This window comes from Actinoplanes sp. NBRC 101535 (assembly GCF_030269225.1).
Taxonomy (GTDB): domain Bacteria; phylum Actinomycetota; class Actinomycetes; order Mycobacteriales; family Micromonosporaceae; genus Actinoplanes; species Actinoplanes rectilineatus.
The window spans coordinates 20519-44070 of sequence record NZ_BSSY01000004.1 but is presented as its reverse complement, the minus strand read 5'-3'; the positions used below and the strand labels follow the sequence as shown (position 1 = coordinate 44070).

At 70.0% G+C, this 23552-nt stretch carries 23 protein-coding genes; 15 read left to right on the top strand and 8 right to left on the bottom strand.

Going from position 1 to position 23552, the window contains the following annotated elements; translation table 11 throughout:
- Positions 1–21: 21 nt before the first annotated feature.
- From QSK32_RS12335 to QSK32_RS12325, 3 genes are read left to right on the top strand one after another with little or no spacing between them, the layout of a single operon-like run.
- Positions 22–996, top strand: a complete 975-nt coding sequence (locus QSK32_RS12335; RefSeq protein ID WP_285471928.1) for an ornithine cyclodeaminase family protein — start codon at positions 22–24, stop codon at positions 994–996.
- Complete coding sequence (locus tag QSK32_RS12330; RefSeq protein ID WP_285471927.1) at positions 993–1424, top strand: nucleoside deaminase; 432 nt, start codon at positions 993–995, stop codon at positions 1422–1424. Before QSK32_RS12335 ends, QSK32_RS12330 begins: the two co-directional genes overlap by 4 nt.
- Before the next feature lie 33 nt (positions 1425–1457).
- Positions 1458–1850, top strand: a complete 393-nt coding sequence (locus tag QSK32_RS12325; RefSeq protein ID WP_045739936.1) for a PPOX class F420-dependent oxidoreductase — start codon at positions 1458–1460, stop codon at positions 1848–1850.
- Positions 1851–1998: 148 nt separating this feature from the next.
- Here QSK32_RS12325 and QSK32_RS12320 read toward each other — a convergent pair whose 3' ends face one another.
- Positions 1999–2580, bottom strand: a complete 582-nt coding sequence (locus tag QSK32_RS12320; RefSeq protein ID WP_285471926.1) for a TetR/AcrR family transcriptional regulator — start codon at positions 2578–2580, stop codon at positions 1999–2001.
- A 107-nt stretch (positions 2581–2687) separates the two neighbouring features.
- On the opposite strand from QSK32_RS12320, the gene QSK32_RS12315 reads away from it, so the two are divergent.
- Both QSK32_RS12315 and QSK32_RS12310 read left to right on the top strand, forming a co-directional pair.
- Positions 2688–3713 carry an NAD(P)-dependent alcohol dehydrogenase gene (locus QSK32_RS12315; RefSeq protein WP_045739938.1) on the top strand — a complete coding sequence of 342 codons (1026 nt, stop codon included), beginning with the start codon at positions 2688–2690 and terminating at the stop codon, positions 3711–3713.
- 173 nt (positions 3714–3886) lie between these two features.
- Positions 3887–5068: a tetratricopeptide repeat protein gene (locus tag QSK32_RS12310; protein ID WP_285471925.1), complete on the top strand. Its 1182-nt coding sequence runs from the start codon at positions 3887–3889 to the stop codon at positions 5066–5068.
- Here QSK32_RS12310 and QSK32_RS12305 read toward each other — a convergent pair.
- Complete coding sequence (locus tag QSK32_RS12305) at positions 5044–5307, bottom strand: DUF3040 domain-containing protein (protein WP_045739940.1); 264 nt, start codon at positions 5305–5307, stop codon at positions 5044–5046. The genes QSK32_RS12310 and QSK32_RS12305 overlap by 25 nt on opposite strands.
- A 132-nt stretch (positions 5308–5439) precedes the next feature.
- Between QSK32_RS12305 and ctaD the strand changes: the two genes are divergently transcribed.
- Positions 5440–7221 carry an aa3-type cytochrome oxidase subunit I gene (gene ctaD, locus QSK32_RS12300; protein ID WP_285471924.1) on the top strand — a complete coding sequence of 594 codons (1782 nt, stop codon included), beginning with the start codon at positions 5440–5442 and terminating at the stop codon, positions 7219–7221.
- 78 nt (positions 7222–7299) lie between these two features.
- Here ctaD and QSK32_RS12295 read toward each other — a convergent pair whose 3' ends face one another.
- Entirely contained in the window at positions 7300–10467 is a 3168-nt protein-coding gene (locus QSK32_RS12295; protein WP_285471923.1) for a LamG-like jellyroll fold domain-containing protein, read from the bottom strand.
- Positions 10468–10784: 317 nt separating this feature from the next.
- Positions 10785–11441: a DUF4232 domain-containing protein gene (locus tag QSK32_RS12290; protein ID WP_285471922.1), complete on the bottom strand. Its 657-nt coding sequence runs from the start codon at positions 11439–11441 to the stop codon at positions 10785–10787.
- A 370-nt stretch (positions 11442–11811) separates the two neighbouring features.
- On the opposite strand from QSK32_RS12290, the gene QSK32_RS12285 reads away from it, so the two are divergent.
- Genes QSK32_RS12285 through QSK32_RS12275 form a run of 3 tightly spaced genes read left to right on the top strand, consistent with a single transcriptional unit; the run spans position 11812 to position 13858 of the window.
- Positions 11812–12144: an SDR family NAD(P)-dependent oxidoreductase gene (locus QSK32_RS12285; protein ID WP_353050968.1), complete on the top strand. Its 333-nt coding sequence runs from the start codon at positions 11812–11814 to the stop codon at positions 12142–12144.
- Between the two features lie 32 nt (positions 12145–12176).
- Complete coding sequence (locus QSK32_RS12280) at positions 12177–13028, top strand: helix-turn-helix transcriptional regulator (RefSeq protein WP_045745321.1); 852 nt, start codon at positions 12177–12179, stop codon at positions 13026–13028.
- An 11-nt stretch (positions 13029–13039) separates the two neighbouring features.
- Positions 13040–13858 carry an alpha/beta fold hydrolase gene (locus tag QSK32_RS12275; RefSeq protein ID WP_045745320.1) on the top strand — a complete coding sequence of 273 codons (819 nt, stop codon included), beginning with the start codon at positions 13040–13042 and terminating at the stop codon, positions 13856–13858.
- Between the two features lie 32 nt (positions 13859–13890).
- On the opposite strand, the gene QSK32_RS12270 is transcribed toward QSK32_RS12275, so the two are convergent.
- Both QSK32_RS12270 and QSK32_RS12265 read right to left on the bottom strand, forming a co-directional pair.
- Positions 13891–14028 carry a hypothetical protein gene (locus QSK32_RS12270; protein ID WP_285471921.1) on the bottom strand — a complete coding sequence of 46 codons (138 nt, stop codon included), beginning with the start codon at positions 14026–14028 and terminating at the stop codon, positions 13891–13893.
- 180 nt (positions 14029–14208) lie between these two features.
- Complete coding sequence (locus tag QSK32_RS12265) at positions 14209–14469, bottom strand: hypothetical protein (RefSeq protein ID WP_157411285.1); 261 nt, start codon at positions 14467–14469, stop codon at positions 14209–14211.
- Between the two features lie 205 nt (positions 14470–14674).
- Between QSK32_RS12265 and rph the strand changes: the two genes are divergently transcribed.
- Positions 14675–17266, top strand: coding sequence for a rifamycin-inactivating phosphotransferase (gene rph, locus QSK32_RS12260; RefSeq protein WP_342669807.1), 2592 nt, complete (start codon positions 14675–14677; stop codon positions 17264–17266).
- On the opposite strand, the gene QSK32_RS12255 is transcribed toward rph, so the two are convergent.
- Positions 17248–17484 carry a hypothetical protein gene (locus QSK32_RS12255; RefSeq protein ID WP_285471920.1) on the bottom strand — a complete coding sequence of 79 codons (237 nt, stop codon included), beginning with the start codon at positions 17482–17484 and terminating at the stop codon, positions 17248–17250. The genes rph and QSK32_RS12255 overlap by 19 nt on opposite strands.
- Positions 17485–17717: 233 nt before the next feature.
- Here QSK32_RS12255 and QSK32_RS12250 point away from each other — a divergent pair, with 233 nt between their 5' ends.
- Positions 17718–18221 (top strand): isochorismatase family protein, encoded by a 504-nt coding sequence (locus QSK32_RS12250; RefSeq protein WP_285471919.1) that lies wholly within the window; start codon positions 17718–17720, stop codon positions 18219–18221.
- 548 nt (positions 18222–18769) lie between these two features.
- On the opposite strand, the gene QSK32_RS12245 is transcribed toward QSK32_RS12250, so the two are convergent.
- The gene (locus tag QSK32_RS12245; protein WP_211275484.1) at positions 18770–19702 is read right to left on the bottom strand and encodes a LacI family DNA-binding transcriptional regulator; all 933 of its coding nucleotides are present in this window, start codon (positions 19700–19702) and stop codon (positions 18770–18772) included.
- Between the two features lie 147 nt (positions 19703–19849).
- Here QSK32_RS12245 and QSK32_RS12240 point away from each other — a divergent pair, with 147 nt between their 5' ends.
- From QSK32_RS12240 to QSK32_RS12225, 4 genes are read left to right on the top strand one after another with little or no spacing between them, the layout of a single operon-like run.
- Positions 19850–20668, top strand: coding sequence for an ABC transporter permease (locus tag QSK32_RS12240; RefSeq protein ID WP_045745316.1), 819 nt, complete (start codon positions 19850–19852; stop codon positions 20666–20668).
- Positions 20665–21471 (top strand): ABC transporter permease, encoded by an 807-nt coding sequence (locus tag QSK32_RS12235; RefSeq protein ID WP_052720889.1) that lies wholly within the window; start codon positions 20665–20667, stop codon positions 21469–21471. Before QSK32_RS12240 ends, QSK32_RS12235 begins: the two co-directional genes overlap by 4 nt.
- Complete coding sequence (locus QSK32_RS12230; protein ID WP_045745315.1) at positions 21468–22463, top strand: ABC transporter ATP-binding protein; 996 nt, start codon at positions 21468–21470, stop codon at positions 22461–22463. The genes QSK32_RS12235 and QSK32_RS12230 overlap by 4 nt, the downstream gene beginning before the upstream one ends.
- Before the next feature lie 4 nt (positions 22464–22467).
- Positions 22468–23532, top strand: a complete 1065-nt coding sequence (locus QSK32_RS12225; RefSeq protein WP_211275483.1) for an extracellular solute-binding protein — start codon at positions 22468–22470, stop codon at positions 23530–23532.
- The last annotated feature ends 20 nt before the right edge of the window (positions 23533–23552 follow it).

Sequence of the window (23552 nt, the reverse complement as noted above, 5' to 3'; positions counted from 1 at the left end):
CTCTCTGGAGGAGCCGTCCCGATGACCGTTGTGCTCACCGCTTCCGACGTCGCCACGCTGTTACGGCGAGACGAGGTCCGGGACGCCCTGGAGGAGGCGCACGCCGACCTCGCCCGCGGGCTGGCGCAGGTGCCCGCCCCGGCCGCCATGACCTCCGCGGACCGGGGGAGCCACCTGCCGATGGCCGCGGTCGCGGGCCGGTACGCCGGTGTGAAGATGCTCGCCGACCTGCCGGCGAACGCGGAACGGGGACTGCCGGTGCAACGGTCGGCGATCCTGCTGACGTCGGCTGCGACCGGGGAGTGTCTGGCGTTGGTGGACGGTCGCCTGGTCACGGCGGTCCGGACGGCCGCGGCCAGCGCGGTGGCCACCCGGCATCTGGCCCGCCGGGACGCCACCGTCCTGGGACTGGTCGGGGCGGGGGCACTCGCGGTCGAGCACACCCGGGCGATCGCGAAGATCCGGCCCATCGAGCGGGTCGTCGTCTGGTCGAGGACGGAGGCCACGCTCACCGCGTACCGCAGAGAGATCGACGGCCTGGACCTGGAGATCGTGGCCGCGGCCGACGCGGAGGAGGTCGTCCGCACGGCGGAGGTGGTCTGCACCCTCACCCCGTCCCGGACCCCTCTGGTGCGCGGGGCGTGGTTCGGTGCCGGGCTGCACGTGAACGCGGTCGGCGCGCCGCCGCGCCCGGATCACCGGGAGGTCGACGGCGCCGGTCTCGCCCGTGCGAGGCTGATCGTGGACAGCCGGGCCACGGCGCTGGCCAAGTCCGGTGAGGTGCTGCTGGCGATCGCCGAAGGGCACATCACCGAGGACGATCTGACCGATCTGGGTCAGGTGATCGTCGGTGCCGCGCCCGGGCGGACCGGCGACGACGACATCACCCTGTTCAACTCGGTGGGGCTCGGGCTGCAGGACGTGGTCACCGCCGGGCTGCTCGTCGAACACGCGCGACGCGAGAAGGTGGGTACGACCGTGGATCTGCGCTCATGACCGCCTTTCTGCTGCGGGCCGTGGAACTCGCCCGGCAGGCCCGGGACCGCGGTGACCGCCCGTTCGGGGCGGTCATCACCGATGTGGCCGGCAATGTCCTGGCCGAGGGCCGCAACGGGGTCACCACCAGCGGCGACATCCGGGCGCACGCCGAGCTCGACGCCGTCGCGAACGCCCGGGGCCCGGTCACCGGCGGGACGGTCTGGGCCAGTGGCGAGCCGTGCCCGATGTGTGCCGCCGGGATGGTGTGGGCGGGTGTGTCGAGGATCGTCTTCGCCGCCGCCACCCGCGATTTCACGCCGCTGCTCGGCGACGACGGGCCGCGGTTCACGCTGACCTGCGCTGAGGTGATCGCCGCGAGCAACGCGCCGATCGTGGTGGAGGGGCCGGTACCGGTCACCGGGGCCCTCGACGTCTTCCGGGCTTGACCTCTACCGAGGTTGAGGTGTGAGGCTGCCGGGATGAGCTTGACGCCGACCGAACTGGCCTACCTCGCGAGCCAGCACCTGGGCCGCCTCGCCACCCTCCGCCCCGACGGCACCCTGCAGAACAGTCCGGTGGGTTTCCAGTGGAACGAGGAGACCTCCACGATCGACATCTTCGGCTTCAACATGGAGTCCAGCCGAAAGTTCCGCAACGTCGCGGCCACCGGGCAGGTCGCGTTCGTCGTCGACGACCTGCCGTCGGTCGAGCCGTGGCGGGTGCGCTGCCTGGAGATCCGCGGCACCGCGGAGGCTATCGAGGAGCCCACCCCGCTGATCCGCGTCCACCCGCGGCGCGTCATCAGTTTCGGTATCGAGGAGACCGACACCGAGGCGCACTCGTTGACCCTGAACGCCCGCGACGTCGCCTGACCGGGACGGAGAACAGCGACGGCGTCCGCCCCCGTGTGGGGCGGACGCCGTCGTTCAGGTCTCAGGACCTCGGCCGCGTGGTCTTCCGGGCCTCAGCCGCGCGGTGCCGGACCGGATCCAGCCGGCCAGGCGGCGCCCCGCGGGGGGATCAGGGGGCGACGGCGCGGCGGACGGACTCGCGGAGGTATGCGCGGCGGCGGTCGTGGTCGGCGGCCGGGTCGGCCGGGGACGCCGCGTAGGCGCTGCTCACCGGGGACCACGCGCAGGCCATCGCGATCACCATGGCGATCATGTCGTTCGGGTCGCCGGGGCGCAGCAGGCCGGCGTCCTGCGCGGTGGTGATGGCCGCCACCTTCGCGTCGTGCGTGGCGGTCTCGTCGGCCAGGGGCCCGGACGGCTGCCGTTCGAGGCGAACCCAGGTGGCGAGCCGGACCATCTCCGGGTGGGTCAGGTTCTCGTCGTAGATGCGGACCGCCCAGCCCGGCAGGTCGGCCGCGTCGAACGGGGCCACGTCCATCATCCGCCGGGCCGCGTCGGCGATCACCGCGTCGAACAGGGCGTCCTTGTTGCCGAAGTAGCCGTAGAGCTGCGCCTTGTTGGTGCGGGCCGCCTGCACGATCCGTTCGACGCGGGCGCCGGCGATGCCGCGGAGTGCGAACTCCTCGGCGGCGGCGTCCAGGATGCGGCGGCTGGTCGCGGCTCCCTTGGCGGTGGCGGGTGGTCCGGGCATGACCCAATCTAACAAACAGACCAGTCAGTTTGTTTTCTGGGGAGTGCGGGGCTACGGTGGGCCGCGGCGCCAAAAATACCGAACAGTTTGTTTTTTCTGGAGGGTTCATGCGCACCACGACCGCCTGGCGGAGTTCGAACGGCTCCACCACCCTCGACCGGGTCACCGTCGAGCGCCGCGACCTGCGCGACGACGACATCGCGGTCCGTATCGACTACTGCGGGGTCTGCCACAGCGACCTGCACCAGATCCACCGGCACGCACAGGGCTCGGTCGTCCCGGGGCACGAGTTCACCGGCACGGTCACCGCGATCGGCTCCGCGGTCACCCGCTTCGCCGCCGGCGACCGGGTGGCCGTCGGCACCGTGGTCGACGCCTGCCTGACCTGTGCGATGTGCACGGCCGGGCAGGAGGTCTACTGTCTCGGCGGCGCCACCTACACCTACGCCGCGCCGGACCGGGTGGACGGCACCATCACCCTCGGGGGATACAGCCGGGAGTACGTCGTCCGTGACGCCTTCGCCTACCCGCTGCCGGCGGGCCTCGACCCGGCGGCGGCCGCCCCGCTGATGTGCGCCGGCGTCACGGTCTGGGACCCGATGGAGTCCGCCGGCATCGGCCCGGGCAGCCGGGTGGCCGTCGCCGGTATGGGTGGACTCGGACATCTGGCGATCAAGCTGGCGGTGGCCCGGGGCGCCGACGTGACGGTGCTCAGCCGTACCCCGGACAAGACCGCCGACGCGCTGGCGCTCGGCGCCCGGGATCTGATCGACGAGGCCCGCCGGGACGAGGTCCGGGGCGGTTTCGACCTGATCGTCGACACCATCTCCGCCCCGCACGACACCGCCGCCCTGCTGCGCCTGCTGGCCCTGGACGGCACCCTCAGCATGCTGGGATACTTCGGCACGCTCGAACTCGACGTGATGGACCTGATGGCCGGCCGCAGGAGACTCACCTCGTCGGGCACCGCGGGCCGGGTGGCCACCGCGTCGCTGCTGGACTTCGCCGCCCGGCACGGCATCACCGCGGACATCGAGCTGCTGCCGTCGGCAAAGGCCGGCGAGGCCCTGACCCGGTTGGAGCGGGGCGACGTCCGGTACCGCTTCGTCCTGGACCTGGCCGACCTGGACTGATCACCAGCCGGGACGAAGGCGGCGGAGACCACCCGGCGCCCTGTGACAGATTCACCCTGGCGCTCACTCACTGTTACCGGCATAATCGCCGCTCATGAGCCACCTCGCCGCGACACCGGCACCCGGCCGGTACGCCGCGTGACGGCCGGCCGTCGATCTCGACGGGTTTCCCGGTGCGTTCACCGCCCGGTGCCCGGCCGGTACGCCGCGTGACGGCCGACCGTCAGCGGGCCCGGGCGCTGCTCGAGGTCGGCCGGCTCGACCAGGCCGAGGCCGCGCTGCGGTCCGCGCTTGTCGAGGCACCCGGGGACGCCGAACTGCTGACCCTGCTCGCGTACGCGCTGCGCCGCCAGGAGAAGTTCCCGCAGGCCCGGGAGGCGTGCCGGGCCGCGCTCGCCGCCGACCCGCGGCAGGCGTCCGCGCACCTCGAGCATGCCGAACTGATGCTCGCCCTGTACAGCTCCCGGGACGCGATCGCCCCCGCCGAACAGGCGATCCGGCTCGAGCCGCACGACCCGGACGGCTACCTGGTGCTGGCCCGGGCCCTGGTCGAGCGCAGGCGGCTGCCCGAGGCCCGCGCCGCCGCCGACCACGGCCTGCGGCTCGCCCCGCACTCGGTCTACGCCCTGCTCACGATGGCCGACGTGGCCCGCGCCGAGGGGAACCGGGACGAGGCCGACCGCTTCGTCCGGGCCGCCCTGGCGCGCGACCCGGAGAGTCCACACGGCCGTTGGCTGCTCGCCATGCTGCAGGCCGACCGGCTGCACGTCCGCGCCTCGGTCCGCACCCTGCGGGACGTGGCCCGGGACAATCCGGCCCAGGCCGACGCGCAGGCCATCGCCTGGCCGGTGCGCCGGCTGCTCACCGTGCTGCGTCACTGGTGGCCGGCCACCCTGCTGATGATCTGTGCGGCCGCGCTGCTCGCCGGTTACTGGATCCCGGCGGTGCACGTCCCGGCTCGGATCATGGCGGGTGTCGACGTGGCGACCGTGATCGCGCTCTGGACCCGGCTGCTCGTTCCGGCCGGCCGGGCCCCGTGGCGGGCGATGGGACTGTCGTCCCGGGTGCTGCGGCGCACCACGTATGCGGGCATCGGTGTGGCCGTCCTCCAGATGACCGTGCTCACCGCGTACACGATGACCGGTCTTCGGTGGTTGCCCTCGATCGCCGTGGCGCTGGTCCCGGTCCGGTGGATGCTGACCGGTTGGGAGGTGCTCGGCGCCTACCGGCAGGACGTGCCCGCGCAGATGATGTTCTCCGACCTGCGCGGCGAGCTGCGCCAGTGGTGGCGGGAGACGCGGGACGAGCTGCGCGAGGCCTGGAAGGACCCTCAGGATCCCGCCCGCCGGCGGTGACGCCAGGCCAGCACCGTCACGACCAGGACCGCCGCCACGTCCGCGTGGATCAGCGCCGCCTGTGGTCCGCCGAACAGCGCCACGAACGGCAGGGCCAGGAACGCCGTCAGGCACAGCACCGAGACGGTCGGGAACGGCCGGAGCGGGCCGGGTCCACGCATCCGCCGGACGAACCGCGGGTCGCTGCACAGCCGGCGTTCGATGTCCTCGAGCGCCCGCGCTTCGCTCTCGTCGAGCATCGGGTCTCCCTGACGAACCCTTCGCAGTATCGCAGGGTGTATCCGAATTGCGGGTGATCCTGCGATATGAGGCGAATTGAGACACGGGAAGTCTATAACGGGAGGGGAGATATCCGCAGGTGAGGAGCTTGGATGACTACCGTCGCCCCGAGGCCGACGCCGATCCGCCCCCATCCGGTCCGCCGGCAGGTGAAGGGTTCGGCCCTGGCCCGGCTGCTGCGCACGACGGACGCCAAACAGATCGGGATCATGTATCTGGTCACCTCGATCGTGTTCTACATGGTCGGTGGCCTGATGGCCCTGCTCATGCGGGCGGAGCTGGCCAGGCCGGGCATGCAGATCCTCTCGCCCGAGCAGTTCAACCAGCTGTTCACCATGCACGGCACCGCCATGCTGCTGTTCTTCGCGACACCGATCGTGTTCGCGTTCGCCAACTACATCGTCCCGATCCAGATCGGTGCGCCGGACGTCTCGTTCCCGCGCCTCAACGCGTTCGCGTACTGGCTCTACCTGTTCGGGACGCTCACCGCGATGAGCGGCTTCCTGATGCCCGGAGGAGCGGCTGACTTCGGCTGGTTCGCCTACAGCCCGCTGAGCGACAGCCTGCACTCGCCGGGCATCGGCGGCAACGCCTGGGTGGTCGGCCTCGCGATCAGCGGTCTCGGCACGATCCTCGGCTCGGTCAACCTGATCACCACGATCCTGACCCTGCGCGCGCCCGGCATGACGATGTTCCGGATGCCGATCTTCACCTGGAACATGCTGGTCACCGCGCTGCTGGCGATCCTGATCTTCCCGTTCCTGGCCGCCGCGCTGTTCGCGCTGGCCGCCGACCGGGTGCTCGGCGCGCAGGTGTTCAACGTGAACACCGGCGGGCCGATGCTCTGGCAGCACCTGTTCTGGTTCTTCGGGCACCCCGAGGTGTACATCATCGCGCTGCCGTTCTTCGGCATCATCACCGAGGTCATCCCGGTGTTCAGCCGCAAGCCGGTCTTCGGCTACAAGGGCCTGGTCGCCGCGACCCTGCTGATCGGCGCGCTGTCGATGTCGGTGTGGGCGCACCACATGTTCGCCACCGGCCAGGTGCTGCTGCCGTTCTTCAGCTTCCTGAGCTTCATGATCGCGGTACCGACCGGCATGAAGTTCTTCGTCTGGATCGGCACCATGTGGCGCGGCCAGATCAGCTTCGAGACGCCGATGCTCTTCGCCGTCGGATTCATGGTCACGTTCCTGTTCGGCGGGTTGTCCGGCGTGCTGCTGGCGTCACCGCCGATCGACTTCCACGTCTCCGACTCGTACTTCGTGATCGCGCACTTCCACTACGTGCTCTTCGGCACGATCGTGTTCGCCGTCTTCTCCGGGATCTACTTCTGGTTCCCGAAGATGTACGGCCGGATGCTCGACGAACGCCTCGGCAAGATCCATTTCTGGCTGACCTTCCTCGGCTTCCACGCTACGTTCCTGGTCCAGCACTGGCTCGGCACCAAGGGCATGCCCCGCCGCTACATCGACTACCTGCCCAGCGACGGCTTCACCTTCCTGAACACGTTCTCCACGATCGGCTCGTTCGTGCTCGGCATCGCCACGCTGCCGTTCGTCTACAACGTGTGGAAGTCGTACAAGGTCGGCACGGTGACCACCGAGAACGACCCGTGGGGGCACGGCAACTCCCTGGAGTGGGCGACCACCACACCGCCGCCGCTGCGCAACTTCGACCACATGCCGCGGATCCGCTCCGAACGCCCGGCGTTCGACCACAAGTTCCCGGAACTGGCCGCCGGCGAACAGTCCATCGCCGGCCCGCCGGAGGGCGGCGCCCGCCCGCTGCGGATGGAGTCCGACGGCGGCGCCACCTACAAGGAGGACGTGGCGACCGACCGGGACCGTCCGAAGAAACGTCCCCGGAAGCGCTGAGTACGGCCCGCTGGACATCCAGCGGGCCGTTTCTCTCAGTGCTGAGCCTCTCTCAGGGCTGTCAGGGCTGAGCCTCTCTCAGTGCTGAGCCGTGAACAGTGCCCGCACCTCCGCGTCGGTCAGTGCCCGGTCGAACGCCTGCACCTGATCGACCGACCCCGACCAGTAGTCGGTCTTGTTGCCGGCGTACTTGGCCCGGCCCACCGACAGCGGACCGGTGCTGACCACATCCGGTCCGGCGGGCACCGCGGCGGCCGGTTCGCCGTCCACGTACAGCCGGATCTGACCGGTGGTGTGGTCCCGCACCCCGACCAGGTGGTACCACCGGTTCAGTTCCGGCGTCACCACCAGCCGCGCCCGGTTGCCGCCCGGCGTGCTGAACGCGAAGGCGCCCTGGCCGTACTGCAGGTAGAACGGGTTCTCGGTGACCCGGCCGTCCTGGCTGACCGCCGTCGCGTAGTTCCCCGGGATCTCGTCCAGGGTCACCCACGACGACACCGTGTAGTCCTTCGTCGTGTCGAGCACCGGCGCGGCGGTGTCCGCGTAGTCGCCGTCACCGTCGAAGGTGAGAGCGCCCGGCGCCCAGGTGGTGTCGCCGTAGAGCGTCAGGTCGGCGTCCCCGGCGCTGTCCCGGGCGACCGTGCCGCTGCCCTCGTCCAGCTTCCACTCGCCGTTCCCCGGGAACGTCGCGTCCGCTCCGGCCGCCGCACCCGCCGCGATCACCTTCTGGTTGATCGCCCGGACCGGTGCCGGGTCGACCTTGATCTCCCGCCGGTCGTACGTCCACAACCCGTTGAGCTCGGTCTCCAGGTCGGTGATCTGCGTGTACACCGATCCGGACAACTCCGCCCCGGCGGCCTCCAGGTAGAAGCGGCCGGTGTTGTCGACGTACTTGGCGGTCAGCGCCGCCTTGTCCGCCACCCCGCTGTAGATCACCGCGGGGACGCCCGGCCACATGTGTCCCGGCGTGCGCAGGGTGAAGCCGCCGTGTTCGCCGTCCATCGCGATCCGGGTCGCGTCCGGCCACGCCGGGTCGGTGTTGTTGTAGTCGTGATGGTCGATGACGTCGCCCTTGCCGGAGTCACCCTTGGAGTTGCAGCAGTTGACGCCGCTGTGCGCGTTCACGATCCGGGTCGGGTCGGCGGCCTTGACCTGCTCGGCGATCCGGCCGGTCTCCTCCCGGTTCCACTCGCCCCAGCCCTCGTTGAACACGATCCAGCCGATGATCGACGGGAAGTTGTGCAGCTGCCGCATCATCGTGCGGCCCTGCTCGAGGAACGCCTGCTGGCCGGCGGTGCCGGTGATGTCCGACGACACGAAGTCCTGCCAGACGATCAGGCCCAGCTCGTCGGCGTGCCGGTACCACCGGGCCGGCTCCACCTTGATGTGCTTGCGGACCGCGTTGAAGCCCAGCTTCTTCGTCTCGACCAGGTCGAACCGCAGGGCCGCGTCACTCGGTGCGGTGTACAGCCCGTCCGGCCAGAAACCCTGGTCCAGGGTGGCGAGCGAGAAGATCGGCTTGCCGTTGAGGACCAGCTTCGGGAAGCCGCCGACGGTCTTCACCTCGACCGTGCGCAGGCCGAAGTAGGCGCGGACCTCGTCCTTGCCGAGCGTGACGTCCAGGTCGTACAGGTACGGGTCGTCCGTACTCCACAGGTGCGGGTTCTTGATCTTCAGGCGAAGATCGGAGCCGGCCGCCCCGGTGGTCGTCGCGACCTTTTTACCCTTTTTGTCAAGCGCGGTGATCGTCACGGTGCCGGAACCGGTGATGTTGGCGGTGACATTGCCAGACATGTCCGTATTTATGGTTACGTTTTCGATGCTCGTCGTGGGTGTCGGCTCGAGCCACACCGTCTGCCAGATGCCCGACGACGGCTCGTAGACGATGCCACCCGGATTCAGCGACTGCTTGCCCTTCGGCTGATCAGGACCGGTCACGTCGGTCACCCCGACGATGATCTCCTGCGGGCCGCGGGCCTTCAGCGCGTCGGTGATGTCCGCCGTGAACGCGGTGTAGCCGCCGGTGTGCTCGGTGACCAGCTTGCCGTTCACCCAGACCTTCGCCTGGTAGTCCACCGCGCCGAAGTTCAGCTTGAGACGCTGCCCTTCCTTCTTCCAAGCGGTCGGCACGGTCACCAGCCGGCGGTAGAACATGTGGTCCTCGCGCCGCTCGATGCCGGACAGCAGCGACTCCACCGGATAGGGGACCGTGATCCGCTCGGCCAGCGCCTTGCCGAACACCGGCTGCTCACCGGCCTCGGCCCCGGCGAACTCCCACTGGCCGTTGAGGTTCAGCCAGTCCTTGCGGACCAGCTGCGGGCGCGGGTACTCCGGCAGCGGGTTGCGCTTGTCGACCCTGTCGCCCCACGGGGTGGTCAGCCGGTGCGTCGACGCGTTGGCCGCCGACCGGATCACCTGCGGCACCACCTCGCCCGCGACGACCAGGCCACCGGTGCCGTCGTAGTTCACGCGTACCTTCTGATCCTTCTGGATCTTCTCGGCCAGCGTGATGATCACCTTGGTGGCGTCCCGGCGGTCCACCCGCACCGATTCGATCGGGAACTTCGTGGTGTCCACCTCGACGGCCAGGTGCGTGGCGAGCTCGCCGACGGTGTCGACGCGGCCCTCGAAGTCGGCGACGACGGTCGTGCCGTCCGCGCCGACCGTGAACTCGGCCGGGTAGATCTGGAAACCGTCCGGCGGCGTGAACGCCGACTCCGGCACGATCTGCTTCTCGATGCCCGCCCCGGCCCATCGCAGGAACAGGTTCGCCCCGCCGGTGTCCTGGAACAGCTCGATCCGCACCTCGTGCGCCTCACCCGCGGTCAGCCGCACCGGGGCGCTGGTCTGCTCGCGGTCCCAGTCGCCCACCCAGTGATCGATGACCGGCTGTCCGTCCAGGAGGAAACGGAACCCGTTGTCGCCGATCATGTAAAACGTGTAGTCACCCGTGGTAGGCGCGGTCAGCTTGCCGGTCCACCGGGCGGTGGTGTGCTCGGTCCGCCCGGTCAGGGACTCGAAGGCCCCGACGAGACCCGGCAGGTCGATGTTCGGATCCAGCAGAATGCCGCCGAGCTCCGCGAAGTCGTGGGCTCCCGGCGCCGACATCCGGAAGTACTCGCCCTTCAGACCGTTTACCGCGGCCGCCGCGGGGGCCTGCGCCGCCGCCGTCCCGGCCGGGATCGCGAACAGGGCGAGGATCATTATCGCTACGGCGAGTAGTGGTCGCAGGGGTGATCGTGGCATCGAATGTTTCCCTTCGCGCAACGTCGTAACTCGCTCACATTGGCGTAGTTACATGTGTGATGTCAACGAAAGGCAACAGGAACAAACAGTTCCGCAACTCGATCACCCGTTAACCGCCCAAGGCAGGATTTTTCGCTTTCGCTCCTTCGGGGGTACGCGGTGAGCACCCTTCACACACCGCGGGAAACGAACCGGCCCGCCGGGTCGTCCCGCGGCTGCGGGCGGCGACTCTCGGCGGGCCGGATCGGTGCTGCTCCCGTGCGGGCGGCCCGGCGCCGTGGCGCCGCGTCGGACCACCCGCACGGGAGGGTCGGGGATCACCAGGCGACGACGCCCTGCCGGCTCGGCTGCAGCGTGCCGACCTTGAGCGACTTCATGGTGATGTTGCTCTTCTCCGCCGCCGGGAAGCCCTCGAGCTCGGCGGCCGGACCGTCGGCGGACGTGCCGAGGTCCCAGCGGATCGTGTTGCCGGCGCCGCAGGAGCTGTCACCCTTGTCGCAGGTCGTCCACTTGATCCCGGCGAAGGCCGAGCCGCCGGCGATGATCTTCACGTCCACCGCGGGACCGGGCTCCTCGACCTTCTCGGTCGGCACCTCGACGGCCTCGTTCGCGGCGTTGACCAGAGTGAACGTCAGCCAGCCGTGGACCGTGCAGTCCTTCTCGCCGTTGTTGGTGACGACGACCATCGCGGTCGGGGCCGTCGCGCTGTCACCCTGGGCGGCAATCGTGACGGCGAGGTCGTCCGTCGCGCAGTCGCTGCCGGTGTTGCCGCCACCGGACTGGCTTCCACCGGTCGTGGTGGTGCTCTCCGGGGTGGCCGTCGCGTCCGCGGGTTCGGTGGTGGCGGTACCGGGTGCGGTGCTGGAGCCGGCGCCGGCCGCTTCGCCCGAGGCGCCGTCACCGGACTGACCGCAGGCGGCCAGGGCGGTCATCAGGGCCACGGCCGGAACGGTCGCCTTCAGCACGTCACGCATGTCGCCTGTCTCCGAACGTCGTAGTCGTCGATCTCTTGCATCGCTCCCGTCGTTCCTGGAGCGACGAGACCTACCGTGCCCGCTTTCCCGGGCCCTGAACCTCGCATCCCCCGGACGCGGCACGAAGGCGGGAGAGTGGATCTTGCAGCTCCCTCCTTCGTGTCCTACTTCGCTCACCTCGGCGGGCCACGGCTACCGGCTCAGCGGCGATCATGGGACGGTGACGAATGCTGATGTACCGTTCTCGCTGACGGTTCCACCGCTTCACCGTCGACCTGGACATGCCGGCCGCCCGCTGCCTCTACCTCGACCGCATCGAGAACACCGTCGGCCGCAAGCAGGTGATCACCCGCATCGAGGCGTTCCGCCAGTGGACAGCGGCCGGGCCGTCGCGGCGCGGCTCCCCGGGCCGACCGAGGTCCGCACGCTCGACCTGGCCGACCTCGCCTCCGTCCGGCGGTTCGCCCACGACTGGACCGGCGACGCCGCCCTGCTGGTGAACAACGCCGCGATGATCCACCCGCCCGCGCTGACCCGGACCCGGGACGGGTTCGAGGCCCAGTTCGGTGTCAACCACCTCGGCCACTTCGCGCTCACCCAGCTTCTGCGCGAGCACCTCACCGGCCGCGTGGTCTCGGTGTCGTCCCTCCGCGCTCTCTGGGAGCTCTCCGAACGCCTCACCGGTGTGTCGGTGCGCGGCTGAGCCGCCAGGGAAGCCGGATAGGGTCCGGTGTTGTGGACCGTGCATGGCTGGGTGAGTTCCTCCGTCGTCGCCGGGAGGCACTGTCACCGCAGGAGGTGGGGCTGCCCGCGCGCCGATCCGGCCGCACCCCCGGGCTGCGCCGTGAGGAGGTGGCCGCGTTGGCGACGGTCTCCGCCACCTACTACGAGCGGCTCGAACAGGGCCGAGGACCGTACCCGTCGGCGGCCGTGCTGTCCGCGCTCGCCACCGCGCTGCGGCTCACCGGCGAGGAGGAGGCGCACCTGTTCCGGCTGGCCGGCCAGTCCGTGCCGGTCCGGGTTGCGCCCACCGAACAGGTCGACCCGGCGCTGGCCTACGTCCTGGAGGCGGTCGCGGACACCACGCCGGCGTTCGTCACCGACGACCTCGGGACGGTCCTCGCCCAGAACCGGCTGAACATCGCCCTGTTCGGAGGGTTCGTCGGCGTCAACCTGATCTGGCACTGGTTCACCTCACCGACGTGGCGGCACCGGCTCGACCCGCCGGAGAGCCAGGAGCAGACGGGTCTCGCGTACACCTCGGATCTGCGCACGGTGATCGCCGAGCGCGGCCACGACGGAGCGGCGGGAGCCCTGGTCGACCGGCTGTCCACGGTCAGCGAGGAGTTCCGCGGGATGTGGGGCCGGCACGCGGTGGCGTCGCTGCACTGCCCGACCAAAATCGTCGACGACGAGCGGGTCGGCCGGATCGAGATGGACTGTGTGATCGTCGCCAGTCAGGTGGGCCGCCAGCGGATGCTGATGCTCAAGCCGGTCCCGGGCACACCCAGCGCCGCACGTCTCGCCGCCTTGCACGCAACAGCCCCGCACAATCAGGACGTGGTTGTGGCCGGCGCGCGTCTCTAGCGTTCCGTGGCATGCGTAACGTTGTACTCGTCCACGGTTTCTGGCACGGCTCCTGGTGCTGGACACCGGTCACCACCCGGCTCGCCGCGCGTGGCATCCCGTCGGTGGCCGTCGACCTCGACGGTCACGGCCTCGGCGCGGTCTCGCCGCGGTCCCGCTGGTCTGCCCCGTTCGACCCGGCCGCCTTCGCCACCGAGCCGTCCCCGGTCGCCCATGTGACCGCCTCGTCGGCCGCGACCACCCTGATCGACCAATTGCGGGCCATCGGCGGCGGCGACCCGTGCGTCGTCGTTGCGCACAGCATGAGCGGCCCGGTCGTGACGGCGGCCGCCGAACGCGCCCCCGAACTGTTCGCCCACCTGATGTATGTCACCGCGTTCGCCCCGGTCGGCGGTCACCCGACGGTCGACTACATCGGCATGCCGGAGAACGCGGGCGACATGGTGGGCCCGCTGCTTGCCGCGGATCCGGCCGTCGTCGGATCTCTCCGCCTGCGTACGCACCTGAGCGCCAGCGTCCGCGAATGCTTCTACAACGGCATCCCCGACCCGGTAGCCGACGCCGCGACGGCGCTGCTCAGCCCGGACGGCCCGATGGGCATCCCCGCCGAGACGATCACGGTGACCCGGGAGCGGTTCGGCGCGGTCCCGCACAGCTACGTGCTCTGCACCCGCGACAACGCGGTACGCCCGAACCTGCAACGCCGCCTGATCCGCGAGCTGGACGCCGTCTCGTCCACCCCGACGAAGGTGTTCGAACTCGACTCGTCGCACTCCCCGTTCCTGTCCCACCCCGACGAGCTGGCCGACGCCATCAGTACCGTCTTCTGACCCGCGCGGACATGAGGGGGTGACGTCGCCGTTCAGGCACCGGCCGCGGTCAGCACCCGGATCGCCCGGTCGGCGGCGACACGAACCCGTGCGACCGGGTCCCCGCGTAGCCCCACAAGTTCGGGCAGCACCCCGCCGAGCAGCCGTTTCGCGGCCACCTCGGCAGCCATCTCCCGAACCCGCCAAGCCTCGTCAGCGAGCCCGGTCCGTACCGCGCTGTCGGTACCCTCGGACCACGCCCACAACAGTCCGCACACACCCGCCGACCACAGCCGCGACCCCTTGCCGCTGGCAGGCAGCCTCGATGCTCTCCCGGGGCGTGACGCCCCACCGCGACGACGGAGCCACCCCTATGACCGCGGGGTGCGGAAGGGCGGGCCGGGCTGCGACGGGGTCCAGCCGGCCCGCAGTGCGGCCCGGATGCCGTCGGCGACGATGCCGGGGGTGATGCTCGGTAGCATCGCCACGTTCGAACCCAGCATCGCGGAGCGGGGCTGGTCGGCGAGTTCGGCGACGTAGGACGCGAACTGCTCGTCCTTCTGCGTCGCCCGCCAGCGGTACGTCACGTCGTCGACCACGATCGTCCGGGTGCCTTTGCGAGGCAGAGTCATCGAGCATCCTCCAGGCCGGATTGTCGTCAGCCGGTGGAGGCTATCCCGGGAGAGTGTCCCGGTCCGAGGGGTTTTCCGGACCTGAGAATCGCGGGGACGCACCCTTCCACTTCTAAGCTATATCGGATAGGGGCTCTTGCCGCAAGACCCCATATACCGCGCACAATCGGTCGGTCACGCTACGTCCTGCGAGAGGAAGTCCGCGGTGTCCCGCTACGTCATGAATCTGGACGAGCTCGACCGGTCGATGGCCGACCTGGCCGGCGGCAAGGGCGCCCACCTGGGGGAACTCGCCCGCATCGACGGTATCCGGGTGCCGCCCGGGTTCGTCGTCACGACCACCGCCTTCGACCGGATCCTGGAACTGGCACCCGGAATGCCGGAGCTGCTGGACCGGCTGTCCGCGCTCGACCCCGCCGACCGCGAGGGGATCGCCTCGCACAGCGCGGAGATCCGTCGTGTCCTGGAGAAGGCGGCCCTCCCCGACGTGCTCGCGTCGGCGATCATCCGGCCGATCACGGCGGGTGTCGCGTACGCCGTACGGTCCAGTGCGACCGGCGAGGACTCGGCGGCGACGTCGTTCGCCGGCCAGCACGACACCTATCTCAACGTGATCGGTGAGGCGGACATCCTCGATCACGTCCGCCGCTGCTGGGCGTCGCTGTTCGCCGAGCGGGCCGTCACCTACCGCCTGCGGCACGGGATCGGCCACCGCAGCGTCCGGATGGCCGTCGTCATCCAGCGCATGATCTTTCCGCGTACGTCCGGGATCATGTTCACCGCCGACCCGGTCACCGGCAACCGCCGGGTCACCGCGATCGACGCCGGGTTCGGGCTGGGGGAGGCGCTGGTGTCCGGCCTGGTCGACCCGGACGTCTACCAGGTGCGCGACGGCGTGGTGATCAGCGAGCGGATCGCCGTGAAGCGCCTCGCCGTGCAGCCCTCGCCCGCCGGCGGCGTCGAGCACCGGGAGGTCCCGGTGGAGACCCGGGAGATTCCGGCGCTCTCCCACCCTGATGGGGTACGCCTGGAAGCGCTCGGCCGTCGACTGGAGGCCCATTTCGGTCGTCCCCAGGACATCGAATGGTGCCGGGACGACGACGGTTTCGCGATCGTCCAGAGCCGGCCGATCACCACCCTGTTCCCGGTTCCGGAGGCCGCCGACGACGCCCCACGCGTCTATCTGTCGGTCGGCCACCAGCAGATGATGACCGAGGCGATCACCCCGCTCGGCCTGTCGGTGTGGAAGCTGACGTCACCGGGGGAGATGCGCGACGCCGGTGGGCGGCTGTTCGTCGACGCCACCGCCCGGCTGGCCTCCCCGGCGATGCGGGCGCAGCTGCTCCCGATCATGAAGCAGTCGGACCCGCTGATGGGCGACGCGGTGCAGACGGTCGTCGACCGGGGGTTCGTCCCGGAGAAGACGGACGACGGCCCGGTCGCCCCGATCCACGGCGCCCGGACCGGGGACCGCGGCGAGAAGCTGCCGACTGATCCGGCCGTCGTCGCCGAGCTGATCGCGGAGCGGCGCGCGTCCCTGGAACAGCTCAAGCGCGACATCGCCGGGAAGTCCGGCACCGACGTGATCGACTTCGTGACCGCGGACCTGCTCGGACTGCGGAACATCCTGACCGAGCCGCGGAACGTCCTCGCGATCATGGCCGGGATGGAGGCATCCTGGTGGCTCAACGAGCACCTGGAGCAGTGGCTGGGGGAGAAGAACGCCGCCGACACGCTCACCCTGTCGGTCGCGGACAACGTCACCTCCGAGATGGGCATGGCGCTGCTCGACGTCGCTGACGTGCTCCGCGCGTACCCCGGCGTGGTTGATTTCTTGGAGAAGGCGGGAAACGACTTCCTGGACCGGCTCCCGGAACTGACCGGAGGTCAGGAGGTTCGTGACGCGATCATGGCGTTCCTCGACGACTATGGGATGCGGTGCGTCGGCGAGATCGACATCACCCGGCCGCGCTGGTCCGAGCAGCCGCTGGCGATCGTGCCGCTGATCCTGACCAACGTGCGCAACGCCGAGCCGGGCGCCCGCGCGCGCCGCGTCGAGCAGGGCCGTCGGCAGGCGGCGGAGAAGGAACGGGAGGTGCTGGCCCGGCTGCGTGAGCTGCCGGACGACGGCGAGGCGAAGGCCGTCGAGACGAAGTGGATGATCGACCGGGTCCGGACCTTCATCGGCTACCGGGAATACCCGAAATACCACATGATCAGCCGCTATTTCGTCCTGAAGCAGGCGCTGCTGGCGGAGGCTTCCCGGCTCGTGGAGACCGGTGTACTGGCCGACCGTTCGGACATCTTCTTCCTGACGGTCCCGGAGCTCGGCGAGGTGGTCCGCACCCAGGAGGCCGATAAGGACCTTCTTCGGGTACGCCGTGAGCAGTTCCGGTCATTCCGCGATCTCCGCCCACCACGGGTCCTCACCTCGGAGGGCGAGGCCCTGTCCGGTTCCTATCAGCGGACCGACCTGCCCGCCGGTGCACTGGCCGGGCTGCCCGTCTCGGCCGGTGTCGTGGAGGGCCGGGCCCGGGTGGTCGCCGACATCGCCGGCGCCGACCTCGAACCCGGCGACATCCTGGTCACCGCCTACACCGACCCGAGCTGGACGCCCGCCTTCGTCACGATCAGCGGCCTGGTCACCGAGGTGGGCGGCCAGATGACCCACGGTGCGGTGATCGCCCGCGAGTACGGCCTGCCCGCCGTCGTCGGCGTCGAGAACGCCACCACCCTGATCAGAGACGGTCAGCGTCTGCGCCTGCACGGCACCGACGGCTACCTCGAACTCCTCTGACCGAATCCCACGAGGGCACGGAGTTCCTTGACGAGTGCCGCGAGGTGCCGGTTGGCCGCAACCTGCTCCTCGCGGTCCTCGCGGTCCTCGCGGGCGAGGTAGAAGTCCCCGAAGTTCCGCGCGCCGTAGTAGAGCCCGGCCAGCCGCTCCCGCGCCGCTCCGAGGATCTCCTCCCCGGACGCATCGGTGACCGACAGATCGGCGACGACCAGCCGCATCTGCTGTTGCCAGTGAAAGGCGGTCCGGTCCGCGGCGAGCAGAATCCGATCGAGTTCCGCGGCGACCTCCCGCGCCCGCGCGATCCGGTTCCGCTCGTCGACATTCCCCGCCTGTGCTCCCGTCCTCGACGTCCCAGGTGCCGGACCATACGGCGTGTGAGCTGGGCAGACAATGGTGATGTGCCGAAGTGCCCGATGCGATCGGGCGGTTGGTGCCGTCTACGATCGCGGGCATGACGAGCGCGCTGATCGTGGTGGATCTGATGCCCCGGCTTGTGGAGCAGGAGTTCGGGCCGCATCGGGGCGCCGACGTGGTGGCCCGGGCGGTGCGGCTCGTCGCGGCGTGGCGGCGGGCCGGGGACCCGGTGGTGCTGGTCCGCGTGGAACGGCCGGGTGTCGTCGAGCAGCCGCCGGGCAGCGGGTTCGTGCCGGAGCTGACGCCCCGCGAGGGTGACATGGTCGTGGTGAAGCGGACGATCGGCGCGTTCTACGGGACCGGGCTGGCCGAAGAGTTGCGGGCACGATCGGTCGAGACGGTGGTCCTGGCGGGGATCGCCACCACGATGGGTGTCGAGTCGACGGGGCGGGCGGCGGCGGACCACGGCTTTGCGGTGACCTTCGTCGAGGACGCGATGACCGGCCTCACTGCGGCCGAACACCACCACGCCGTGACCACGATCCTGCCCCGTTTCGGCACGGTCGTGCGCACCGACGATCTGCTCCAAGACCGGGACTGATCTCAAGCGGTCAGCCGGTGGCCCGGTGGCCCGTCAGTTCAACCGCCGGGGCTCATCCGAAGGCTGTGGGCTGCGGCCCTTCTCGCGGGCGCCCGGCCGTCGCCCATGGCTGGCTGCAGTCGATAGCCGCCGCCGTCGTCGACGGCCGGCTGGTGCGAGCCGTTGCTCACGGCTGATTTCGGCTTGCGCGGCGACCGTGGACGACGGCTGGCCGGTGCGAGCCGTCGTCCACGGTTGAGTTTGGCTTGTTTGGGGACCGTGGGCGACGGCTCGCACCAGCCAGCCGTCGTCCATGGTTGGGTTCGGCCCGTTCGGGGACCGTGGACGACGGCTGGCGAGTGCGGGCCGTTGTCCACGGTTGGGGTCGGCCGGTTTGGGGACCGTTGGGTGACGGCGGGCGGGTTCGAGCCGTTGTCCACGGTTGGGGTTGGCCTGTTTGGGGACCGTGGGCGACGGCTCGGCGCGTGCGGCCGTTGGTGGTTGTGGGGGACGGTCGGTTACGCGTACCCGAAGAAGGGCGTGAGCGCAGGAACCTGCCCTGACCGGCGTCAGCGGCTCCAGGTGACCTTGACCGGGAGACGGCGGCGTTCGCCGGGGTCGGTGAGCAGGGCTGTGGTGAGCAGGGTTGTGGTGAGCAGGTCCATCGCGGTGCGGCCGAGGCCCTCGCCGTCGACGTCGATGGCCGGGATGCCGGGGGCGCCCAGGGCGTGCGTCACCGTGGTCTCGGCGCTGACCACGATGTCGTCGGGGACGTGCACGTCGCGGCCGCGGAAGGTGAGCATCAGGCCCAGGGCCAGCGCTGTCGCGTAGGGGACCACCGCGGTCGCGCCGGTGGCCAGTACCTCGTCGGCGGCGGCGACCCCGGCGGCGAACGTGGCCGGGAACGGGCCGTGGACGGTCAGTTCGGCGCCGGAGCGGGCGGCGGCGTTGCGGGCGGCGGCCTCGCGGCCCGGGTCCTGCCAGGAGCCGGGCGGGCCGCCGATGTACGCGATGCGCCGGTGCCCGCGGACGGCCAGGCCTTCGACGACGGCTCCTATCGCGGTGGCGGTGTCGGCGACCACCGAGGGCAGGCCGGGGACCTCTCTGTCGACGAGCACCGTGGGCTTGATCGCGCCGATCGTGGTGACGTCGGCGTCGGTGCCGCGGGGGGCGGCCAGGATGAGTCCGTCGACCTGGGCGGCCAGCCGTTCCAGAGCGGTGACGTCGGAGGCGACCGTCACCGTGAGGTGAAGGTCGGACTCGGCGGCGCGGGCCTGCGCGCCGCCGATGATCGGGGCGAAGAAGGCGTTCTCGAGGGTGGGGACGACGAACGCGGCCAGGCCGGTGCGGCCCCGGGCGAGCTGGCTGGCGGTGCGGTTCAGCACGTATCCGAGCTGGTCGGCGGCGGCCAGGATGCGGGTCAGGGTTTCCGGCGCGACCATCTCGGGGCGGGCCAGGGCGCGCGAGACCGTGGACTTGTTGTAGCCGGCGAGGGATGCCACATCCGCCAGGGTCGCCACGTGGGAGCCTCCGAGAGTCGTTACACGGTGTTTACCAGCTCCCGCGCCGCATCATCATCCCGGAGGACGTAGGCTGCGTGCAACCGGTTGTGCAACCGGTTGCATGACCTCAAGTCCGAGATTAGGGAAATGTCGAGAAAAACCGCTCTTCTCCTCTTACCGGGGCTTGCGTTCCTCGCCGCCGGATTCCTCGTGCCGGCCGTGGCGATGCTCGTCGCGCCCCCGGGCGAGGAGACCGCAGCGGTCGTCACGCGGCTCGCCGAGATGATCACCGACCCCTACGAGCTGCGCATCATCGGCCGCACGGTCACCATCGGCCTGATCGTCACCGGCCTCTGCGTCGGCCTCGGGTTCCCGATCGCGTACCTGCTGGCCCGCTCGACCAGCCGCTGGGGCGGCGTCCTGCTGGCCCTGGCGATCTTCCCGCTGCTGCTCAGCAACGTGGTCCGCACCTTCGGCTGGCTGGTGCTGCTCGGCGCGAACGGCGCGATCGGCAAGCTGCTGACGAGCACCGGGCTGGCCGACGAGTCCCCGCAGATGCTGTACACGCCGCTGGCCATCGTGCTCGGCCTGACCCAGCTGTTCCTGCCGCTCGCGGTGATCTCCTGCTACTCCGCGGTCGCGCAGATCGACCCGGGCCTGGACGACGCGGCCCGCGGTCTCGGCGCCGGGCGCACCCGCACGTTCTGGACCGTGGTCGTGCCGCTGGCGCTGCCCGGCATCGTGGTCGCGGCCACCCTGGTCTTCGCCGGGTCGGTCACCGCGTACACCACGCCCTACCTGCTCGGCGGCTCCGGGCAGCGGATGCTCGCGACGCAGTTGTTCACGTACGCCTCGGTCTCGGTCGACTGGGCCGCGGCCAGCGCCACCGCCCTGATCATGACGATCCTGGTGTTCCTGGTCTCCGCCGTCTCGTCGCTCGCCGGCCGGAAGGGAGCAACGACATGAGGGGCAACGGCACGAGGCGCCCCGTTGCCGCCACCCTGGCAGTGCTCGGCTACATCATCATGATCGTGCCGATCCTGTTCGTGGTGGCCACCGCGTTCAGCGCGGGACGGACCCTGCGGTTCCCGCCGGAGGGCTTCTCGCTGCAGTGGTTCGAGGCGGCGGTCACCTACGACCCGTTCATGGAGTCGCTGGTCTCCAGCCTCTACCTGGCGATCGGCGCGACCGCGCTGGCCCTGCTGCTCGGTGTGCCGGCCACCATCGCCATCCACCGCGGCAGGATCCCGGGACGTGGGCTGCTGGAAGGCCTGTTCCTGTCACCACTGATCGTGCCGGAGCTGGTGGTGGGCCTCGCGCTGTACCAGCAGCTGATGATCGGTCTCGGACTCGACAACCTGACCACGCTGCTGCTCGGGCACACCGCGCTTCTTCTGCCGTACGCGGTCCGCGTCACCGGCGCATCCCTGGCGCTGGCCGACCCGGCGGTCGAGGAGGCGGCCCGCGGGCTCGGTGCCTCGCCGGTCCGGGCGTTCCTGACCGTCACCCTTCCCCTGCTGCGACCGGGCATCTTCTCGGCCGGGCTGCTCGGGTTCGTCACCTCGTTCAACAACGTGCCGCTGTCGCTGCTGCTGCAGGACCGCGAGTTCCGGACGCTGCCGGTGACGATGCTCGACTACGTGCAGCAGAGCTACAACCCGCGGATCGCCGCGATGGCCACCCTCATCCTCGCCGCGACCGTCGTCATCGCGGTCATCGCGGAGCGCACCGTCGGCTTCGCCAAGATCTTCGGAGGCATCAACCGATGAGCACCGCTGCCGCATTCGTCGGCGTGACCCAGCGGTTCGGTGACTTCACCGCCGTGGACGCGATCGACCTGGAGATCCCCGAGGGGAAGCTGACCACGCTGCTCGGCCCGAGTGGCTGCGGCAAGACGACCTCGTTGCGGATGCTGGCGGGATACTCCCAGCCGACCTCGGGCACGATCACCATCCACGGGGTGGACAGCACGAGGCTGCCGCCGGAGAAGCGTGGGCTGGGCATGGTCTTCCAGTCGTACGCGCTGTTCCCGCACATGACCGTGGCGGAGAACGTCGCCTACGGCCTGAAGATCCGTAAAGTCGGTAAGAAGGAGACGAATCAGCGCGTCGCCGACACGCTCGACCTCGTCGGACTGGGGCATCTGTCCGCCAGCAAGCCGAAGAAGCTGTCCGGCGGGCAGCAGCAGCGGGTCGCGCTGGCCCGCGCCATCGCGATCCAGCCCCGGCTCCTCCTGCTCGACGAGCCGCTCTCCAACCTCGACGCGCGACTTCGCGTCCAGATGCGCGCCGAGATCCGCCGGATCCAGTCCGAGACCGGCCTGACCGTCGTCCTGGTGACGCATGATCAGGACGAGGCTTTGGAGATGTCCGACCTGATGGTCCTGATGAAGAGCGGTCGGATCATGCAGTCCGGCGCTCCTCGCGAGGTCTTCTCCCAGCCGGCGAACCGGTTCGTCGCCGACTTCCTGGGCTACGAGAACTTCTTCACCGACAAGTCCGGTATTTTCCGGACAATTCGTCCCGAGTATCTCTCGCTCGGTGGCGACAAGACGGGCGAAAGGCTTGAAGCCACCGTCGTCTCCACCGCATACCGCGGCGTGGACCTGCTCGTCACCCTCGAGGCCGTCGACGGCGCCGGCCAGACAGTCCGCCTGATCGCCGACGTTCGTAACGCCGCGGCGATCGAACCCGGTCAGAAGACCACGGTCACCGCTGACCCGGCTCATCTCGTACCCCTCGAGAATTCCGGAAAGGAATAGACACTTGCTTCGCCGTACCCTCATAGCAGCCGCCGCCGTCACCGCCCTCACCGTCACCGCGGGGTGCTCCGGCTCGTCCTCCTCGTCCGACGAGGCCGGCAGCGCCGGCAAGATCGTCCTGAGCACCTTCCCGTTCGGCGTGGAGGAGTTCACCGAGGCGGTCATCGACCCGTTCACCAAGGCCACCGGCATCGAGGTCGAGGTCGAGACCGGCTCCAACTCCGACCGGCTCTCCCAACTGCAGGTCGCCGGGGACAAGGCCGGCGCCGACGTCGTACTGATCTCCGACTACTACGCCGCCCTCGGCCAGCAGGACGAACTGTTCCAGCAGATCCCCGCGGACAAGGTGCCCAACCTCGCCACCATCGCCGAGTTCGCGAAGGAGGAGGCGTACCAGGGTCCGGCGTACAGCTACCAGCTCAACGGCACGATCTACAACACCGAGAAGCTGACCGCCGACCAGGCCGCGAAGTGGGACGTCTACGCGGGCGCGTACAGCAAGAAGGTCGCGCTGCCCGACATCTCCGTCACCGCCGGCCAGCTGATGATCTCCGGGGTGGCCGCCTCCTACGGCTCCGGCCCGTACGACATCGACGCCGCCCTGAAGACCCTGGCCGGCTGGAAGCCCGGCGTGCTGCAGTTCTACAGCTCGTCCACCGAGGTCACCAACCTGATCACCCAGGGTGAGATCGTCGCCGCCGACACCCTGAACGGGTTCGCCACCACGCTGGTCGCCGACGGCGAGAAGGTCGCCTGGACCCCGCCGGCCACCGGCAAGTACATGGCCACCAACCGGGCCATGATCCCGGCGACCTCGAAGAACACCGAGAACGCCTACAAGTTCATCGACTACCTGCTCTCCGCCGACGCGCAGTCCAAGTCCGCCGAACTCGTCGGCGACCTGCCGGTCAACCCGGGCGCGTCGGTCCCGCAGAACATCACCGCGGTCGTCGGCGAGATCGCCAAGGACCCGGTCGTCGCCGGATACGCGACTCTCGACCCGGCGCAGCTGGTCCCCACCCGCAAGGACTGGGTCGACCGCTTCGCCCGCGAAGTCACCGGCAGCTGATCCACCCTCACGGCCGGGAC